General features: G+C 67.2%; 16 protein-coding genes. 12 read left to right on the top strand and 4 right to left on the bottom strand.

The window, feature by feature from the left end:
• Positions 1–128: 128 nt before the first annotated feature.
• The 9 genes from ON23_RS21100 to ON23_RS21060 all read left to right on the top strand — a co-directional run bounded on the left by ON23_RS21100 (position 129) and on the right by ON23_RS21060 (position 9992).
• Positions 129–1115 carry a DUF2804 domain-containing protein gene (locus ON23_RS21100; protein WP_210743552.1) on the top strand — a complete coding sequence of 329 codons (987 nt, stop codon included), beginning with the start codon at positions 129–131 and terminating at the stop codon, positions 1113–1115.
• Positions 1116–1239: 124 nt separating this feature from the next.
• Entirely contained in the window at positions 1240–2037 is a 798-nt protein-coding gene (locus ON23_RS21095) for an MlaE family ABC transporter permease (protein ID WP_039780236.1), read from the top strand.
• 12 nt (positions 2038–2049) lie between these two features.
• Positions 2050–2895: an MlaE family ABC transporter permease gene (locus tag ON23_RS21090; protein WP_039780235.1), complete on the top strand. Its 846-nt coding sequence runs from the start codon at positions 2050–2052 to the stop codon at positions 2893–2895.
• A 10-nt stretch (positions 2896–2905) separates the two neighbouring features.
• Positions 2906–4072, top strand: coding sequence for an MCE family protein (locus tag ON23_RS21085; protein ID WP_276326908.1), 1167 nt, complete (start codon positions 2906–2908; stop codon positions 4070–4072).
• Positions 4069–5091, top strand: coding sequence for an MCE family protein (locus ON23_RS21080; protein WP_039780234.1), 1023 nt, complete (start codon positions 4069–4071; stop codon positions 5089–5091). Before ON23_RS21085 ends, ON23_RS21080 begins: the two co-directional genes overlap by 4 nt.
• Entirely contained in the window at positions 5091–6125 is a 1035-nt protein-coding gene (locus tag ON23_RS21075; protein WP_039780233.1) for an MCE family protein, read from the top strand. Before ON23_RS21080 ends, ON23_RS21075 begins: the two co-directional genes overlap by 1 nt.
• A complete protein-coding gene (locus ON23_RS21070) occupies positions 6122–7369 on the top strand; it encodes an MCE family protein (protein WP_083904122.1) in 1248 nt (415 codons plus the stop codon). The genes ON23_RS21075 and ON23_RS21070 overlap by 4 nt, the downstream gene beginning before the upstream one ends.
• Complete coding sequence (locus ON23_RS21065) at positions 7366–8487, top strand: MCE family protein (RefSeq protein WP_039780232.1); 1122 nt, start codon at positions 7366–7368, stop codon at positions 8485–8487. Before ON23_RS21070 ends, ON23_RS21065 begins: the two co-directional genes overlap by 4 nt.
• Complete coding sequence (locus ON23_RS21060; protein ID WP_210743551.1) at positions 8484–9992, top strand: MCE family protein; 1509 nt, start codon at positions 8484–8486, stop codon at positions 9990–9992. Before ON23_RS21065 ends, ON23_RS21060 begins: the two co-directional genes overlap by 4 nt.
• An 18-nt stretch (positions 9993–10010) precedes the next feature.
• Here ON23_RS21060 and ON23_RS21055 read toward each other — a convergent pair whose 3' ends face one another.
• Both ON23_RS21055 and ON23_RS36050 read right to left on the bottom strand, forming a co-directional pair.
• Positions 10011–10592 carry a hypothetical protein gene (locus ON23_RS21055; protein WP_039780231.1) on the bottom strand — a complete coding sequence of 194 codons (582 nt, stop codon included), beginning with the start codon at positions 10590–10592 and terminating at the stop codon, positions 10011–10013.
• On the bottom strand, positions 10589–11569 hold the full coding sequence (locus ON23_RS36050; RefSeq protein ID WP_157170257.1) for an Rv1363c family protein: 981 nt from the start codon (positions 11567–11569) through the stop codon (positions 10589–10591). Before ON23_RS36050 ends, ON23_RS21055 begins: the two co-directional genes overlap by 4 nt.
• A gap of 340 nt (positions 11570–11909) precedes the next feature.
• On the opposite strand from ON23_RS36050, the gene ON23_RS21045 reads away from it, so the two are divergent.
• Both ON23_RS21045 and ON23_RS21040 read left to right on the top strand, forming a co-directional pair.
• Positions 11910–13037: a cytochrome P450 gene (locus ON23_RS21045; protein ID WP_086006955.1), complete on the top strand. Its 1128-nt coding sequence runs from the start codon at positions 11910–11912 to the stop codon at positions 13035–13037.
• A gap of 120 nt (positions 13038–13157) precedes the next feature.
• Positions 13158–13955 (top strand): SDR family NAD(P)-dependent oxidoreductase, encoded by a 798-nt coding sequence (locus tag ON23_RS21040; RefSeq protein WP_039780229.1) that lies wholly within the window; start codon positions 13158–13160, stop codon positions 13953–13955.
• A gap of 71 nt (positions 13956–14026) precedes the next feature.
• Here the strand turns inward: ON23_RS21040 and ON23_RS21035 are convergent, their stop codons facing one another.
• On the bottom strand, positions 14027–15295 hold the full coding sequence (locus ON23_RS21035; RefSeq protein ID WP_063821310.1) for an alpha/beta hydrolase family protein: 1269 nt from the start codon (positions 15293–15295) through the stop codon (positions 14027–14029).
• 207 nt (positions 15296–15502) lie between these two features.
• Between ON23_RS21035 and ON23_RS21030 the strand changes: the two genes are divergently transcribed.
• Positions 15503–16396: a universal stress protein gene (locus ON23_RS21030; protein WP_051043008.1), complete on the top strand. Its 894-nt coding sequence runs from the start codon at positions 15503–15505 to the stop codon at positions 16394–16396.
• 45 nt (positions 16397–16441) lie between these two features.
• Here the strand turns inward: ON23_RS21030 and ON23_RS21025 are convergent, their stop codons facing one another.
• Entirely contained in the window at positions 16442–17701 is a 1260-nt protein-coding gene (locus tag ON23_RS21025) for a cytochrome P450 family protein (RefSeq protein WP_051042994.1), read from the bottom strand.
• Positions 17702–17901 lie beyond the last annotated feature (200 nt).

Below are 17901 nucleotides of genomic sequence, written 5' to 3'. Positions count from 1 at the left end.
GCATGACCTCGGACATGCTCGCCGGTCATCGCCTCGTCGCAGGCGTGGCCCGTTCGTGATGACCGGCCCGGCCGCGACAATGGATCGACCGCGGTCGACGGCGACCGCGGCAGCGAAGGAGGGCCACGATGGCCGAATGGGTGACCGCGGAGCGCGAGATCACCGCGAGCGTCGATCTGTGCACGCCGCGGGGCCGGCTGAACCCCGACGCGGTGGGCTGGACGCGCCGCCCGCTGCACCGGGCGAATCTGCGCGGCTGGGGTCGCACCAAGCGATGGGAGTACTGGGGCATCGTCACTCCCGACCACATCATCGGAATCGTGCTGACGTCGCTGGATTACGCCGGGCTGCAAGGGATCTACCTGTTCGACCGGGCGAACGGCACCGAGATCGTCAAGGATGTGGTGACGCCGTTCGCCCGCGGTGTGCACCTTCCCGACCGCAGCGGCGTCGGTACCGCGTCCGGACATGCCGGCGATCTGATCATCGAACTGCGAAACGATCCGGGCGGCACCAGGATTCACGCCGCCACTCCGCGAATCGACATCGATCTGACGGCCGGGCTGCCGGCGGGACACGAATCGCTGGGTGTCGTGGTGCCCTGGAGTGCCGGGCGCTTCCAGTACACCGTGAAGGATCTCGGCCGCCCGGTCTCGGGCACCCTCACCGTGGACGGCATCGCCTACGTGATCGACGACGGATTCGCCGTCCTCGATCACGGACGCGGGAAGTGGCCGTACTCGATCGCGTGGAACTGGGCCGCCGGCTGCGGTCGCGAGACCGCGATCCAGCTCGGCGGCAGGTGGACCGACGGCACGGGTGCGACCGAGAACGCGCTTTTCGTGAGCGGCCGGTTGCACAAGATCGGCGACGAGCTGGAATGGGTGTACGACCGCCGGGATTGGTTGCGGCCGTGGCAGATTCGCGGTCCTCGCGTCGCCGTGGAGTTCACTCCCTTCCATGTGCGCGAATCCCGGACCGCGCTGGGTGTGCTGTCCAACGACACTCATCAGTGCTTCGGGCACTTCACCGGCCGCGCCCGCACCGACGACGGGGACTGGGTGGAGTTGGACGGCCTCACCGGCTGGGCGGAAGAGGCGCGTAACCGCTGGTGATCCGAAACGCTACCTACTCGCAATAGCTATTGCGTTCTTGTCTCGCGGATGTAGCATTATCGAAACTGAGAATGCGATTTCCGCGAGGTTGTCGCGACGCAGCGGGGCTCCGGGAGGTGGCGGCATGGCGATAACTCTGCCCAGCTGGTCCCGGAATATGTCCCGCCGTTCGGCGGGCGGGCTGCAGACCATCGGCGGGCTGTTCGCCATGTCCGCCGATGCGGTGAAATTCGCCTTCCGCCGCCCCTTCCAGACCCGCGAATTCCTGGAGCAATCCTGGTTCGTGGCACGGGTGTCGCTGATTCCGACCCTGCTCGTGGCGATTCCGTTCACCGTACTGGTGAGCTTCACCCTCAACATCCTGCTGCGCGAGCTGGGTGCGGCCGATCTCAGCGGCGCGGGCGCGGCATTCGGCGCGGTCACCCAGGTGGGGCCCATGGTGACCGTGCTGATCGTCGCCGGATCCGGCGCCACCGCGATGTGCGCGGACCTGGGCTCGCGGACCATCCGCGAGGAGATCGATGCCATGGAGGTCCTCGGCATCGATCCGGTACAGCGACTCGTCACGCCACGCATGCTCGCTTCGGGGCTGGTCGCGCTGCTGCTGAACAGTCTGGTCTGCATCATCGGTATCGCCGGTGGTTACGTCTTCTCGATCTATGTGCAGAACGTCAACCCCGGTGCCTTCGCCAACGGCATCACGTTGTTGACCGGGCTGAACGAAGTCGTGATCTCGGCGGTCAAAGCGCTGCTGTTCGGCCTCGTCGCCGGCCTCATCGCGTGTTATCGCGGGCTGATCGTCTCCGGTGGCGCCAAGGCCGTGGGCAACGCGGTGAACGAAACCGTGGTCTACGCCTTCATGGCGCTGTTCGTGATCAATGTCGTCGTGACCGCGATCGGCATCCAGATGACGGCCAGATGAGGGGGAACGGCTGTGGTACTGGAAGCGAGATATCCGCGTGCCGTGCGGCGGGCGCGCCGGCCGGTGAAAAGCCTCGGCAACATCGGTGATCACACCCTCTTCTATGTGCGAGCGCTGTTCGGCGCGCCGTTCGCCGCCTGGCGCTACAAGAAGGAAACCATCCGGCTCATCGCCGAATTCAGCATGGGCTCGGGCACTCTCGCGGTCTTCGGCGGCACCGTGGTGATCGTCGGATTCCTCACCCTGGCCACCGGCGGCACCCTGGCCGTGCAGGGTTACAGCTCGCTGGGCAATATCGGCATCGAGGCGTTGACCGGATTCCTGTCGGCCTTCATCAATGTGCGCATCTCCGCGCCGGTGGTGGCCGGCATCGGACTGGCCGCGACGTTCGGCGCGGGAGCCACCGCGCAGTTGGGCGCCATGCGGATCAACGAGGAGATCGACGCGCTGGAATCCATTGCGATCGAGCCGATCGCCTATCTGGTGGGCACCCGCATCGTGGCCGGAATGATCGCGATCACCCCGCTGTACTCACTGGCGGTGGTGGCGTCCTTCCTGGCCAGCCGGGTCACCACCGTCTTCCTGCTCGGCCAGTCCTCGGGGCTGTACGACCACTACTTCACCACCTTCCTCAATCCGCTCGATCTGGTGTGGTCGTTCGTGCAGGCGATCCTCATGGCGCTCACGATCCTGTTGATACACAGCTATTTCGGGTTCTTCGCCGCCGGTGGGCCCTCCGGCGTGGGTATCGCGGTCGGCAACGCGGTGCGGACCTCGTTGATCGCGGTCGTCTCGGTCACTCTGCTGGTCTCGCTGGCCATCTACGGCTCCAACGGCAACTTCAACCTGTCGGGCTAGGGGAGAAGCCGTGCTGCGCAACATTTTACGTCCGATCGTGGGTCTGCTGTCGATCGCCGCGATCGCCGGGGTGGTCGCCCTGGCGGTAGTCATGTTCCGCGGCGGATTCGCCGACACCGTGCGGGTCACCGTCCTGTCACCGCGCGCGGGCCTGGTCATGTATCCCGACGCGAAGGTGAAGATGCGCGGGGTGACCGTGGGCAAAGTGGCCGCGGTGGACGAGCGGCCCGACGGACTCGCCGCGATCCAGCTGGCGATCGATGCCGACCAGGTGCGACGGATCCCGTCGAATGTGACCGTGGACATCGCCTCCACCACGGTGTTCGGCGCCAAATTCATCGAATTCCTGCCGCCCGCACAGAAATCCGCGACCTCGATCCACGCCGGCCAGATCTTCGACTCCGGACACGTGACGGTCGAGATCAACACCATCTTCGAGCGATTGACCGCGGTGCTGGGGCAGATCGAACCGGAGAAGTTGAACGAGACGCTGGGGGCGATCGCGGGTGCGACCAACGGCCGCGGCGAACAGGTCGGGCAGATGCTCACCGATCTCGACTCGTTCCTGGCCAAGATCCAGCCGGCGCTGCCCGCACTGAGCCGAGAGATCACCGCCGGACCGAATGTCGCCGCCTCCTACGGCGACACCGCCCCGGATCTGCTGTCCACCGCGCGCAATGCCACCACGATCAGCCGGACCGTGGTGGATGAACAGGCGAATCTCGACGCACTGCTGGTCAATGCGATCGGCCTGGCCGATGTCGGCAATCAGGTGCTCGGCGACAACGGCGCGCCGCTGGCCTCGATGCTGCACCTGCTGGTGCCCACCACCGATCTGGCCGCCGAATACGCGCCGGCGCTGAAGTGTTCGATCGAGGGCCTGGACTATATGGACAATGTGAAACCGGTGCAGGTTCCGGGTATGGGCCTCACGGTCAACTTCCTGTGGGGCGCGGAACCGTATCGGTATCCGCGTGATCTGCCGAAGGTCGCGGCGTCCGGTGGTCCGCAGTGTTCGGTGCTGCCGGTGCCCTACAACGGCAAGCCCAAGTTCGTGGTGGTCGACGACGGCGCCGTGCCGTTCCCGAATACCAACCGCACCCTGCGCGTGAATCCGGATCTGCTGCAGAGCGTGCTGTTCGGCGCCGTCGATCCCACCGCCGGAGGTCCACGATGAGACAACGGGACACACCGCTGCTGAAATTCGGCGCCTTCGCGCTGGTGATGGTGGTTCTCTCCGGATTCCTGGTCCTGGTCTTCGGCCAGTACCGCACCGGTTCCACCAACGGCTATTCGGCGGAATTCACCGACTCGTCGGGACTGCGTTCCGGAGACAGTGTGCGGGTGGCCGGTGTCGAGGTGGGACGGGTGCAGGGGGTGACGCTGCGCCCGGATCAGCGGGTGGTGGTGACCTTCGACGCGGACCGCGACATCGTGCTCACCGGAGGCACCAAGGCCGCCATCCGCTATCTGAATCTGGTCGGCGACCGCTATCTCGAGCTGACCGACGGTCCGGGATCGACCGCGACTCTGCGACCCGGCGCGCGCATCCCGCTCGAACGGACCACGCCCGCATTGGATCTCGACCTGCTGCTCGGCGGCCTGAAACCCGTGCTGCAGGGCCTGAACGCCCAGGAGGTCAACTCGCTCACCTGGTCGCTGGTGCAGATCGTGCAGGGCCAGGAGGGCACGGTCGATTCGCTGCTGACCAAGACCGCCTCCTTCACCTCCCGGCTCGCCGACACCAGCGATGTGGTGGGCAGGTTGATCGACAACCTGAATCAGGTCATGGACACCCTCGCGAGCAACGGCACCCAGTTCTCCGACGCCATCGACCGCCTCGAGCGACTGGTGACCCAGCTGTCGCAGGACCGCGATCCGATCGGCTCCGCGATCGACGCGCTCGACCGCGGAACCGCCTCGGTCGCCGACCTTCTCACGCAGAGCCGGGCCCCCTTGGCCGACACCGTCGACCAGCTCGCGCGGCTGGCTCCGGCCGTGGACGACGGTAAGGACAAAGTCGACTACGCCTTGCAGCGGGCGCCGGAGAACTTCCGGAAGATGGTGCGCACCGGTTCCTACGGCAACTTCATCCAATACTTCGTGTGCGCGTTGACCATTCGGGTCAGCGATCAGTCCGGGCAGGTGGTCCAGCTGCCCTGGATCAAAACCGAGACGGGGAGGTGCGCACCGTAATGCTGCAGTATCGCGGCGGTCATCTGTTACGTCCCGGGCTGGTGGGGATCGTGATGATGGTGTGCGTCATCCTGATCGGCCTGCAGTCGCAGAAGTTCATGGCATGGGGCACCACCGTGCGCTACCAGGCGCTGTTCGGCGAGGCGGCCGGGCTCGCCGTCGGCGACGATGTGATCGTCTCGGGCGTGCGGGTCGGCACGGTGCAGAAGGTGGCGCTGCACAACGGGGATGCGCTGGTGGTGTTCTCGGTGGACTCGACCATCCGGCTCGGCGCCGACAGTTCGGCCCACATCAAGACCAGTTCGCTGCTGGGTAAGCGCGATCTCACCGTCGTGTCCGCGGGATCCGGCCGGATGCGCTCTCTCGACACCATTCCGTCGTCGCGCACCTCCTCGCCGTATTCGCTGACCGACGCCGTCGGTGATCTGAGCACCAAGACCTCGGCGATCGACATCGATTCACTCAACCGTTCCCTCGACATGCTGTCCTCGACGTTGAACCACATCGCACCGCAGGTGGGTCCGGCATTCGACGGGCTGACGCAATTGTCGAAGACGATCAACAGCCGCAACGAATCGCTGCGGCAGCTGCTGGCCGGCGCGGGCACGGTCACCTCGGTACTCGCCCAGCGCAGTCAGCAGGTGAACACCCTGATCCTCAACGCGAATGCGCTGGTCGACGTGCTCGCGCAGCGCCGGCAGGAAATCGTCGACCTGCTCGCCAACACCTCGGCGGTCGCGAAGCAACTGTCCGGCCTGGTCGCCGACAACGAGGCCGCGCTCGGACCGACACTGGACCGGCTCAACTCCATCGCCGCGATGCTCGAGAAGAATCGCGACAATATCGGCAAGGCCATACCCGGATACGCGAAAGTCGCACTGACACAGGGTGAAGCCGTCTCCGGCGGCCGCTTCTACAACGCCTACGTCGCGAATCTCATCGACGGCCAGGATATTCAGCCCTTCATCGACCGGGCGTTCGGCGTGAACCCGCCGGCCCAGTTCCCGCTACCGCATCCGGAGCCGCCGCGATGAGTACGAGATGGATCGTCCGGATCGCCGGTGCCGTGGTGATCGTCGCGGTCGTGGTGACCGGCGGCGTGATCGGTTATCGAGAACTGTTCGGGCCCAGGCACTTCACCGCGATATTCACCACCGCGACCGCCATCTACCCCGGCGACGACGTGCGTGTCGCCGGGGTGAAGGTGGGGCACATCCGATCGATCACCCCGCGCGGGACGACCACCGAGATGGTGCTCGCCGTCGACCGTGATATCCGGGTGCCCGCCGACGCGCGCGCGGTGATCGTCGCGCAGAGCCTGGTCGCGGCCCGCTACGTCCAGCTGACGCCCGCGTATCGGACCAGCGGCCCGACGCTCGCCGACGGTGCGGTGATCCCGGTCGAACGCACCGCGGTGCCGGTGGAATGGGACGAGATCAAGTCCCAATTGACCAAGCTGGCAACGGGTTTGGGTCCCGGCGGCGACGCCGCGGGCAGTTCGATGGGCCGGTTCGTCGACAGCACCGCCACAGCATTGAGCGACGGCAACGGGGAGAAGTTGCGGCAGATGCTGGCCCAGCTGTCCGCGGTGGGGCGCATCCTGGCCGACGGCAGCGGCAATATCGTCGACATCCTGCAGAATCTGCAGACCTTCGTGGACGCGTTGAAGGGCAGCGGTACCGAGATCGTCCAGTTCGAGAATCGGCTCGCGACGCTGTCCAGCGTGGTCGACGACAGCAAATCCGATCTGGACGCCGCGCTGCGTGAACTGTCGGTCGCGGTGGGCGAGGTCCAGCGCTTCGTCTCCGAGAACCGCGCGAAGGCCGGTGAACAGGTGCAGCGGCTGGCGAACGTGACCCAGAATCTGGTGGATCATCGCGCGGATCTGGAGAATCTGCTGCATATCGCGCCGAACAGCATCGCGAACTTCTATCACATCTACAACCCCGACACCGGCACGGAGGCAGGGGTTTTCGAGCTCAACAACTTCTCCGATCCGATGCAGTTCATCTGCGCCGGGGTGGCGAGTATCGAGAACGCGACAGCCGCGGAATCGGGGGAGAAGTGCCGCCAGTATCTGGGCCCGATCCTGCCCCTGCTCAGCTTCAACTATCTGCCCTTCCCGGTGAGCCCGGCGACCGGGCCGGCGCCGGATCCGAACAACGTGATCTACAGCGAACCCGATCTGGTGCCGAAGATCGTCGGACAGCAACCCGGCCCGTCGGCGCCGACGTCGGTCACCGAACTACTCCAGCCCTGGGGGAGGCCACCGTCATGATCGCGCGGCTGCTGGTTCTGTGCGCGTGCACACTGGTCACCGTCACCGGATGTGGCTGGCGCGGCGTGGATTCGCTGCCGCTGCCCGGGGCCCCCGGCCGCGGCTCCGACGCCGCGACATACCACGTCGAAATGGCGAATGTCGGTACGCTGGTGTCGAATTCGCCGGTCATGATCGACGACGTGGTGGTGGGCAGCGTCGGGTCGATCACCGTGCACGGCTGGCACGCCGTCGTGGACGTCTCGGTGAAACCGGATGTGGTCGTACCCGCGAATGTGGCGGCGACCATCGGGCAGACCAGTCTGCTCGGCTCGACCCACCTGGCGTTGAATCCGCCGGCCGGACAGGCGCCGAGCGGGCGCCTGCAGCCCGGGGCGACCGTGCCGCTGAACCGGACCTCGACCTATCCGTCGACCGAACAGACCCTGGCGTCGCTGTCGGTGGTGCTCAACGGCGGCGGGATGGGCCAGATCAACGACATCATCCACAATCTCGACGCCGCGTTCTCCGGTCGCGAGGGCGCCATCCACGACCTGATTCCGCGCCTGGACGCGTTCATGACCGTGCTGGATCAGCAGCGCGACAATCTGCTCGCCACCGTGACCGGTCTGAATCGGATGGCGGAAACCTTTGCCCGGCAACGCGATACCGTCAGCGACACGTTGCGTCGGGTCGGGCCCGCGCTAGAGGTGCTGCTCACCGAGCGGCCCACCATCACCACCGCACTGGACAAACTGCGCACCTTCAGCGACACCGCGACCGGGGTGATCTCGCAGGTGCAGGCTGATCTGCTGACGAATCTGCACAACCTCGAACCGACGCTGCGGGAATTGGCCGATGTGGGGTCGAAGATCGACGGTGCGGTCTCCTTCCTCACCGTGTTCCCCTACGGGCAGTACGGCATCGACCACGGCATCCGCGGCGACTACGTCAATCTGTTCGCCACCATCGACCTCACGGTGCCGCGGTTGCGGCGCGAACTGCTGCTCGGCACGCCTCTGGGTGATCCGAATGCCGTGCTGCAGGCCATGGTCGGCGACCCCGGCTACGGCAAGCAGACCAACGACCCGCTGGGTGCACCGGTGAACCCGCCCGATCCGAACGGAGGCGGCCGATGATTCTCACCCGATTCGTCCGAGCGCAGCTGGTGATCTTCTCGATCCTGGCCGTCATCGGCATGGTGTCGATGGCCGTGCAGTACATGCGGCTGCCGACCCTCGCCGGCATCGGCACCATGAAGGTGACGCTGGAACTTCCGACCTCCGGCGGGCTGTACCGATTCGGCAACGTCACCTATCGCGGGGTCCAGATCGGCAAGGTCACCTCCGTCGATCTGACCGACGACGCGGTGAAGGCGACCCTGTCGATCGACGGCGGGCACAAGATTCCCGCCGACCTGCGCGCGCAGGTGCGCAGTGTGTCGGCGGTGGGCGAGCAGTACGTCGACCTGCAACCGCGCACCGACGCACCGCCGTACCTGCACGATGGATCCGTGATCGACGTGCGCGACAGCACCGTTCCGCAGCCGGTGGGACCGATGCTCGACGAACTCGACAGCCTCGTCGGCAGTATCCCGAAAGACCGGCTGCACACCATGCTCGACGAGGTGTTCACCGGTGTGAACGGCGCCCGCTACGACCTGCAGTCGCTGCTGAACTCGGCCGCGACCGTGGCCGCCGATGCGAACCGGACCGGCGACACCACCCGTGAGCTACTGGCGAAGGCCGAGCCGCTGATGGACTCGCAGGACCGCTCGGCCGATGCGATCAGGATCTGGGCGCGCAGCCTCGCCGGGGTGTCGGGACAGATCGCCACCGACGACGAGCAGATGCGGACGCTGCTGAACACCGGGCCCGGTGCGGCGCGGGAGGCGACGACACTGCTGGATTCGGTGAAACTCACGCTGCCCGTGCTGTTGTCGAATCTGACCTCGGTCGCGCAGCTGGGCGTCACCTATCACGCCGGGCTGGAACAGGTGCTGGTCTTGCTGCCGCCCGAGGTCTCGATCGTGCAGGCGGTACAACCCACCAAGAACGCACAGGGGTTGGGCCCCGGCGACTTCCGCATCAGCGGGGTCTCGGATCCGCCGGCGTGTACGGTCGGCTTCCTGCCGCCGTCGGCATGGCGGCCGCCCTCGGACACCACCACGATCGACACCCCGGACGGGCTGTACTGCAAGCTGCCACAGGATTCGCCCGTCGCGGTCCGCGGTGCGCGCAACTTCCCGTGTGCCGGCAAACCGGGTAAGCGGGCTCCGACAGCCGAGATCTGCAACAGCGACCAGGAGTACGAACCGGTGGCGCCGGACCAGCCGGTGGTGGGGCCGTATCCGCGCGATCCGAATCTGGAATCGCAAGGCATCCCGCCGGATTCGCGGTGGAATCCACCCGCACCCGCTCCCGCGCCGGCGGCCCCGTTGCCACAGCTACCGCAGATCGAGCTGCCCAGGATTCCCGGGCTGAACGCACCCGCGGCAGCGCGCACCGGGACCGAGCCTTCGCTGGGATTCGCGCACTACGACCCGCACACCGGGAACTATCTGGCGCCGGACGGAAAGATGTATCGGCGCGACGATCTGGCCGGCGCCCGGCCGGCGAGTTGGAAGGATATGGTGGCGCACTGATCTCGAGTGCGCCGCCGATCAGACCGGATCGAACGAGGAGATCAACCACTTCCCGCCGACGTGCGACAGCGACACCTTGACGCTGCTCGAGGTCATCGACGGATCGGGTTTGTCGGAGGTGGTGGTGGTCTGGTTGATGAACACCAGCACCACGGCCGAATCCGGACGGATCTGCTCGACCGCCGAACGGACCACCGCCGCAGATGTTTTCACCGACTTCTGCTTCGCGGCCGGGGCCACGACCTGCTGGGTGAACTGTCCGTAGTAGGTGAGGAAATCTCCGGTCAGGAAGGATTTCGCGGTGGTGAGATCGTGGTCCAGGGTATCGGGAGCGTAGGACAGGATCGCGACCGAACCATCGGTCGCGGCGGCCGTGGCCGCGTGCTGCGCCGCCTCGTCGGTCTGCTGATCGGGCCGGTACTGGGTGAAATACAGGCCCGTCGCCGCCGCGACGGATGCCACTGTGAGCGCGCCGAGCGCCCCTGCTCCGACACCGGCACGGTGGCCGCGCAGCCAGGACAGGGCCGCGCGCGGGCGGGAAAGTGTTCCGGCCGCTTCGCCGGTCGAGTCGCCGGTATCGGATTCGGATGCTGTGCTCATGGGACGAACTCCACTTTCGACATCTTGAGCCGGCCGTCGACGCGCTCCACGGTGACGCTCAACCGCCAGGCGCGCGGTTCCTGTTTGGCGCCTGCGGAATTGGTGACCTCCGAGGTCGCTGCGACCAGGACCACGGCGGAGTCGTCGGTCATCGACTGCACCGCGGCGGCGTTGACCCGGCCCTGGGTGGCGACCTTGGACTGCTGGATCACCTTGGCGAAATCGTCGGCGCGCGACTGGAAATCGTTGCGGAAACTTCCCGTGGAATCGTCGAGCACGCGCTTGACGTCATCGGCGGCATGATTGAAATCCAGTGAGGTCAGCGTGGTCACGCCCTGCCGCGCCGCCGCCACGAACTCCGCCTCGCGATGCTGGTTCGCGGTCACATCGTGATGCCGCCACATCATGTATCCGCTGCTGCCCAGCCCGGCGCACACGACGATGGCCGCGACCGCCACGCCGGCCGTGCGCCGCCGGATATGCCGAACGGCGCCCAGTCGCGGTCGCTTGCGGCGACGGCTTCCCTCGGTCTTCGCGTCGGTGCCGGTCTCCGCGTCGGCCTCGGATTCCGCGTCGGCCTCGGTAGCCGCGTCACCGCCCGTCGAGGACCGTGGTCGGGAAAGTGATTGGGTTGCAGGGCCTTCCGGGGCGGAGGCGGCATCGTCCGGTGTTCGCTCGGCACTCGGGGCGGGCTGCCGGGTCGACGCGACGTCCCGACCGGAAGCGGCACTGTCGCCTTCCGTATCGGGAGCAGGGTCGTCGCTGTCCGGCGTGTCGTTCGCATCCGAGGGTGCGCTCGGGTGTGCGGCGGCCTCGGCGCGGCGGCGCAGGGTGGCCGCACGGGCTCGGGCGCGGGCAGCGGCTGCCACCGCGTCCGCGGCTTCGGCCTCCGCCTCGGCTTCCACGGCGGCCAGCAGCAGATCACGATCGGAGATGTCCCCGGTATCCGGCGGCGTGGGGTGTTTTCCGGACGTCACTGCATGCTCCGTTCGTCGGGCGGTGCCGGGCAGATCGGCGAGAACAATATTTTCGCGCAACGAGAACTGTACTCTACCTGCGTTGACGGGCGAAGGCTGTAGTTATTGCCGGATTCGCATGTGACCTCGGGGATTGTCATTGTCAATTGCAGAGAATATTCTTCTCTCACGGTGACGGGAGGCGCCATGACGCGAGGTCGGAGGCGCCTGCCCCTGTGCCTGTCCGCGGCCGAGCCGCATTCCGGAGATTTCCGCAAGGGGTGAACCAGTGACCATCAGCACGGCCGGCGACGTCCACTACGACCCGTACGACGTCGAACTCAACGCCGATCCGTATCCCATGTTCCAGCGTCTGCGCGACGAGCTGCCGCTCTACTACAACGCGCAACACGACTTCTACGCGCTGAGCCGATTCGAGGACGTCAACGCGGGCCTGATCGACAAGGACACCTTCATCTCCGGCCGCGGCGCCATCTTGGAGCTCATCAAGGCGAATATCGAGATACCCTCCGGCGTCCTGCTTTTCGAGGATCCGCCGGTGCACACGATCCACCGCAAACTGCTGTCGCGGATGTTCACTCCGCGCAAGATCAAGGCGCTGGAATCGAAGGTCCGGGACTTCTGCGCCGAAAGTCTCGATCCGCTGGTCGGTACCGGGCGCCTGGACTTCATCGCCGATATCGGCGCCCGGATGCCTATGCGGACCATCGGGATGCTGCTCGGCATCCCGGAAGAGGATCAGGAGGCCATCCGCGATTTCGCCAACGAGCAGATGCGCACCGAGGAGGGCAAGCCGATGCGGGCCGCCTCCGAGGGCATGGTGTCCGGCGACATCTTCGGCCCCTATATCGACTGGCGCGCCGAACATCCCTCCGACGACATCATGACCGAACTGCTCAACGTCGAATTCGTCGACGAGACGGGCACCGAGCGCCGCCTCACCCGCGACGAACTGCTCATGTACGTCAATGTCGTGTCCGGCGCCGGGAACGAGACCACCACGCGCCTGATCGGCTGGGCCGGAAAGGTTCTCGCCGACCATCCCGACCAGCGCCGGCTGCTGGTCGAGAATCCGGCTCTGATCCCGCAGGCGATCGAGGAACTGCTGCGCTTCGAATCGCCCGCCCCGCACACGTGCCGCTACGTGACCCGCGAGGTCGAGTACCACGGGCAGAAGGTGCCCGAGGGGTCGGTGCTGATGTTCCTGATCGGCGCGGCGAACCGCGACCATCGCCACTTCGCCCCGGACGGAGACGTTTTCGACATCCTGCGCGCGCCGCAACCGCATCTGGCGTTCAGTGTCGGCACCCACTTCTGCCTGGGTTCGGCGCTGGCGCGGCTGGAGGGACGCATCGCGGTCGAGGAGATCCTGAAGCGGTTCCCGGAGTGGGAGGTCGATCTGTCGCAGGCGCGACTGTCGCCGACCTCGACGGTGCGTGGGTGGGAAAGTCTGCCCGCTCACACCTGAACCCGTTGTCGCGCAGGGCGGATCGCAAGGTCCGGCCTGCCCTCGCCGGAGGCGTGTTCGTCTGCCGGATGCGATGATCGGACTCGCATACGTTTCTGATCGGAGTCGAGGAGACAGCAGATGAGCTTTCCGCAGCGGTACGGGCCGTGGGCGTTGGTGGTCGGTGCCGCGCTGGGACTGGGGGCCGAATTCTGCCGTCAGCTCGCCGAGCGCGGCCTGAACCTCGTCATGGTCGCGCTGGAGAAGGACGAACTCGACACGCTGGCAACGGATCTGGCCGACCGCTACGGCATCCGCACCCAGACGGTGACCGGAGACATCACCGCGCCCGAGGTGCTGGAATCGGTCGCGCTGCTGGTCGACGACGTCGAACTGGGCCTGATCGTCTACAACGCCGGGCTCTCGGTCTGTGGCATGTGGCTGGACACCCCGCTGGAACGGCATCTGAAGACGATCGATATCAATGTGACCTCGATGATGACCGTGCTGCACCGCTTCGTCCCGCCGATGATCGAGCGCGGCCGCGGCGGGGTGGTCCTGCTCAGCTCCATGTCCGGCCTGCTCGGCACCCCCATGTACGCCTCCTACGCGGGCACGAAGGCGCTGACACTGAATCTGGCCGAATCACTGTGGGACGAATGGCGTCCGCACGGCGTCGACGTCGTCGCGGTCGTGCCCGGCCCCACCGACACCCCCGGCTACCGCGCCGACCAACCGCGCACGATCCGCAATTCCCCGAAGGTGATGCCGGTAGCCCCGGTGGTCGCCGCCGGCCTGGCCGCGCTGGGCAGACGCCCCTCGGTGATCCCCGGCCGGGCCAACCGCTTCAACGGCACGCTGCTGTCGCGCATACTGCCCCGCTCGAAGGCCGTCGCCCTCATGGGCAAGAGCATGCGCGAGATGTACGCGGGGGAGTAGAACGCCGACGGCCGTCGGCTCGGTCGGTGTCCGAATGCGCTGGAGCCGAGCCGAATTCGCGTCGGGACGGTTCAGGAGGTGAAGCGCGCGCCGACCCAGACGAGGGCGTCGGGGAGCGAGGCCTGCAGGACGCCGCGATGGTCCGCGCCGGGGTAGGTGCGGTAGGTGACCTGCTGATCGGCCAGGCGCAGACGGGCGACCATCGCGTCGGTCGCCCGCGGGGGGACCGTCGTGTCGGCGCTGCCCTGCAACACCAGCAGCGGCGCGTCGACGCGCAGGGTGCTGGGATCGTTGTCGGTCAGTACCCGGAGGAAGGGCGCGGCGTCGCCCAGAGGGCTGAACGCGGCGTCCGCCGGGAGGCCGCCCCAGCTGTCCGGGGCGCGCAGGGCGCCGATGCATCCGGTGTCGGCATCGGGCAGCAGGCTCAGTGCGCGCGGCGTCAGGAAGCGGGCCGGATCGATATTCTCGGCGGTCTGCGCGCCGCGAATCAGCAAGGGCAGAAACGCATTCGAGTTGCCGAGCGTGCCGGCCAGCGCCTCGCCGGCACCGACCGTACTCGCCACGCGCTGCGCTCCGATGCCGAATTCCACCTGCGATGCCGGCGCGAGTGCCACCACGGCGCGCAGATCCAGTCCGGGTGCCCAGGCGCGGGCCTGCGCATCGGTGAAGATCGCCGCCTGGCCGCCCTGGGAGTGGCCGATCGCCGCCCAGCGCGTACCGATCGACGCGTCGAGTTCCCGCGCGGCCAGCGCCATATCGGCGACGGCCCGCGCCTCGGTGGCGCCGATCAGATATCCGTGCGGACCCGGCGTCCCGAGGCCCTGATAATCGGTCTGCGCCACCGCGTATCCGGCCGCGAGCCAGTGCTGCTGCACCTCGCGCACCTGCGCGGTGTAGTCGTGGGCGGGATAGTCGGGGCCGGTATCGCGCGAGGGTGCGCAGATATCGGCCACGCCGGTGGTGCCGTGTGCCCACGAGATGAGCGGCCAGCCATCCGGCGGCGGTGTGCCGTCGGGTACCGCCAGTGTTCCCGAGACCGCCACCGGATGCCCCTGCAGATCCACCGAGCGGTACAGGACGAGCAGATTCCGCGCCCCGGGCAGCCCCGGATCTCCGGTGATACTGCGGGCCCGGATCACCGAGCCGTGTGGTCCGGCGATCGCCTCGGCGGGTGCGTCGTAGAAGGCCTGCCCCTCCGGGACGCCCGTGCTGCCGGTGGGGTCCGCCGCCGCGGTGGCCGTCGTGGCGGCGATCGAGACCAATGCCGCGGCGACGACCAGCCGACCACGTCGTGCCCGGCGATTGCGGGCGATCTTGGTCGGTGACGACACGCGAGACATGAATCCAACATAACGGGGCCGCGTGGAGCGCGGCCATCGCGCTGGAACCATTGTGGCTCAACTCGTCTGCATATCGATACCTCCGCGCAACCAGCCGGTGCGACGTCCGTCCACGGCATCACCACTCTGTGCGCTGGAAGATTGCTGACGTGGCGATACGGTAATCTCGACGTGGAGACCGCTCGCCGAGACGAAGTGGAGCCGACTGTGACCGAATCAGCCGATGCGTACCTCGCGGACGAGCCCGACCGGCCCATCGTGGTCGGCGTCGACGGCTCGGAGATCTCCTATCAGGCGGTGGCCTGGGCCGCGGTCGACGCCGTCCTGCACGGGCGGCGTCTGGACATCGTCACCTCGGCCACGTTGCCGACCGGTTTCGGCTCCGAAATGTGGACGGGCGGCGCGGATTGGGTGCGCGAGGACGGTGAGCGCATCGTTGCCGAGGCGCGCCGGGTCGCCGGGTTGGTGCAGGGGCCGTTGGAGATCAATGCCGAGCTGGTGTTCGACCCGATCATCCCGACCCTGATCGCACGGTCGGAACGGGCGTACCGCCTGGTCGTCGGCAGTCGCGGGCGCGGCGCCGTCCGGCGGGTGCTGCTCGGTTCGGTGAGTTCGGCGGTGGTGCAGCGGGCGCACTGCCCGGTCGCGGTGATTCCCGGGAATTCCGCGACCGACATGGTGACCGCGGCGAAGCCGGTGGTGGTCGGCGTCGACGGCACCGAGAACAGTGAACCCGCGATCGGCGTCGCCTTCGACGAGGCCTCGCGGCGGAAGGTGCCGCTGATCGCCGTGCACACGTGGAGCGATATCAGCCTGCCCGAGGTCGTGGTGGCCGGTTGGGACACGCTGCGCGAATCCGAGCGCGCCGCGCTCTCGGAGAGTCTGGCCGGATGGCGGGAACAGTATCCCGATGTCGATGTGCGGCCGGTGGTGTGGGCCGATCGGCCGGCCCGGGCGCTGCTCGCCGAATCCGAACATTCCCAGCTGGTGGTGATCGGCAGCCACGGCCGGGGCGGATTCACCGGCATGCTGCTCGGGTCGACCGGCCACGCCCTGTTGCAATCGTCCGAATGCCCGGTGATCGTGGTGCGCCGGCGGTGAGCCGTCGGCCGGGCGGCCGACCGGCCGCCCGGTGACAGTCGTCGATCACACTCCCGAGAACTCCGGTTCCGGTTCGTTCGCCGGCACCATGCTCACCGGTAGCGTCGCGAGCCCGCGAATCAGCAGACTCCTCCGCCAGATCGGTGGCCCGAACTCCGGGTCCAGGCAGAGGTCGGGGATCCGGTCCAGCAGCCGGTTGACGGCGATGGTCGCCTCCATCCGGGCCAACGCCGCGCCGAGGCAGAAGTGGATGCCGTGCCCGAAGGCGATGTGCCGATTGTCCGCACGATCGACGTGGACCAGGTCCGGCCGCGTGAAACGGTCCGGATCGCGGTTGGCCGCGGCCAGCGAGATCATGATGAATTCCCCCGCTCCTATCTCCCGGCCGCCCAGCACGATCGGCCGGGTGGTGTAGCGCGCGGTGGCCAGATGCACCGGGCCCTGGCTGCGCAGAATCTCCTCGACATACGCCGGAACGGTTTCCGGTTCGGCCCGCAGCCGCTCTGTGATGCGCGGATTGCGCAGCATCTCGTAGACCGCGTTGCCGATCAGGTTGACCGTGGTTTCGTGCCCGGCCGCCAGCAGCAGCAACAGCATCGAGATCAGCTCGCTCTGGTCGAGCCGGTCGCCGTCCTCCTTGGCGATGATCAGTTCCGAGAGCAGATCGTCACCGGGACTGTCGGTGCGTGCGGCGATCAGCTTCGTCAGATAGGTGAAGAAGTTGACGCCCGCGGTGGTGCGTTCCTCGATCGGCGCGGAGTCGTCGACGACCACCGCCGTCCACGCGCGGAAATCGTCCTTGTCGTCGTCCGGGACCCCGAGGAGTTCGCAGATCACCGCGACCGGCAGGGGAAAGGCAAAGGCGTCCAGCAGGTCGACCCGGTCGCGGGTGGCCATCTCCGCCAGCAGCTCGTCCGCGAGGGTGGTGATGCGGGGGCCCAGTTCGCGGATGGCACGGCCGGCGAAGGCCTTGGTCACGAGCTTGCGCAGGCGGGTGTGCTGGGGCGGGTCGGCGAAGAGCATGTTGTCGTTGATCGCGCCGTTGAACTGGTCGACCGCACCGTTCTGTGCGAGCACGGCCTGCCCCTCCGGCGACCCGATCCTCTTGCTGATGCCGGGCTCGAGGAAGGCCTGTTTGGCGACGTCGTGATCGACTACCAACCAACCCAGCACCCCGTCCAGCCGGATGCGATGGATCGGGCCGCGGGCCCGGAGCTCCCGGTAGACCGCGTGCGGGTCCTGGTAGAAGTCGTCGGTCAGTTCGAGGATCGGGTCCTCGGCCTGCGCCGAATCCGAATATGTCACGTGCCAAAGTCCTTTCGACGTTCGATCGCAATGCGACGTGCGGCCGATGCGGCGCCGTGGGGCAGCCGGCGACATGACGAGTCGACACGGCGTAACGGCGTGGCAAACCCAGGGCGACGACACAGCTGTGGACAGCGGTCGGCCGGGCAGGCATCGGTGAGGGTCGAGCACCAGCACTCGGTCTGTTGACCAGGAAAAGC

It is taken from the genome of Nocardia cerradoensis NBRC 101014, from assembly GCF_000308535.1.
GTDB classification, from domain to species: domain Bacteria; phylum Actinomycetota; class Actinomycetes; order Mycobacteriales; family Mycobacteriaceae; genus Nocardia; species Nocardia cerradoensis.
The sequence above is the reverse complement of the archived record's forward strand: the minus strand, read 5'-3'. Positions and strand labels throughout refer to the sequence as shown.

Bases quoted from the DNA above. Each gene is read 5' to 3' on its own strand.
- ON23_RS21045 (WP_086006955.1), top strand. From the start codon at position 11,910: ATGTTCCAGCGTCTGCGCGACGAGCTGCCGCTCTACTACAACGCGCAA.
- ON23_RS21080 (WP_039780234.1), top strand. From the start codon at position 4,069: ATGAGACAACGGGACACACCGCTGCTGAAATTCGGCGCCTTCGCGCTG.
- ON23_RS21055 (WP_039780231.1), bottom strand. From the start codon at position 10,592: ATGAGCACAGCATCCGAATCCGATACCGGCGACTCGACCGGCGAAGCG.
- ON23_RS21070 (WP_083904122.1), top strand. From the start codon at position 6,122: ATGAGTACGAGATGGATCGTCCGGATCGCCGGTGCCGTGGTGATCGTC.
- ON23_RS21065 (WP_039780232.1), top strand. From the start codon at position 7,366: ATGATCGCGCGGCTGCTGGTTCTGTGCGCGTGCACACTGGTCACCGTC.
- ON23_RS21040 (WP_039780229.1), top strand. From the start codon at position 13,158: ATGAGCTTTCCGCAGCGGTACGGGCCGTGGGCGTTGGTGGTCGGTGCC.
- ON23_RS21075 (WP_039780233.1), top strand. From the start codon at position 5,091: ATGCTGCAGTATCGCGGCGGTCATCTGTTACGTCCCGGGCTGGTGGGG.
- ON23_RS21035 (WP_063821310.1), bottom strand. From the start codon at position 15,295: ATGTCTCGCGTGTCGTCACCGACCAAGATCGCCCGCAATCGCCGGGCA.
- ON23_RS21060 (WP_210743551.1), top strand. From the start codon at position 8,484: ATGATTCTCACCCGATTCGTCCGAGCGCAGCTGGTGATCTTCTCGATC.
- ON23_RS21100 (WP_210743552.1), top strand. From the start codon at position 129: ATGGCCGAATGGGTGACCGCGGAGCGCGAGATCACCGCGAGCGTCGAT.
- ON23_RS21095 (WP_039780236.1), top strand. From the start codon at position 1,240: ATGGCGATAACTCTGCCCAGCTGGTCCCGGAATATGTCCCGCCGTTCG.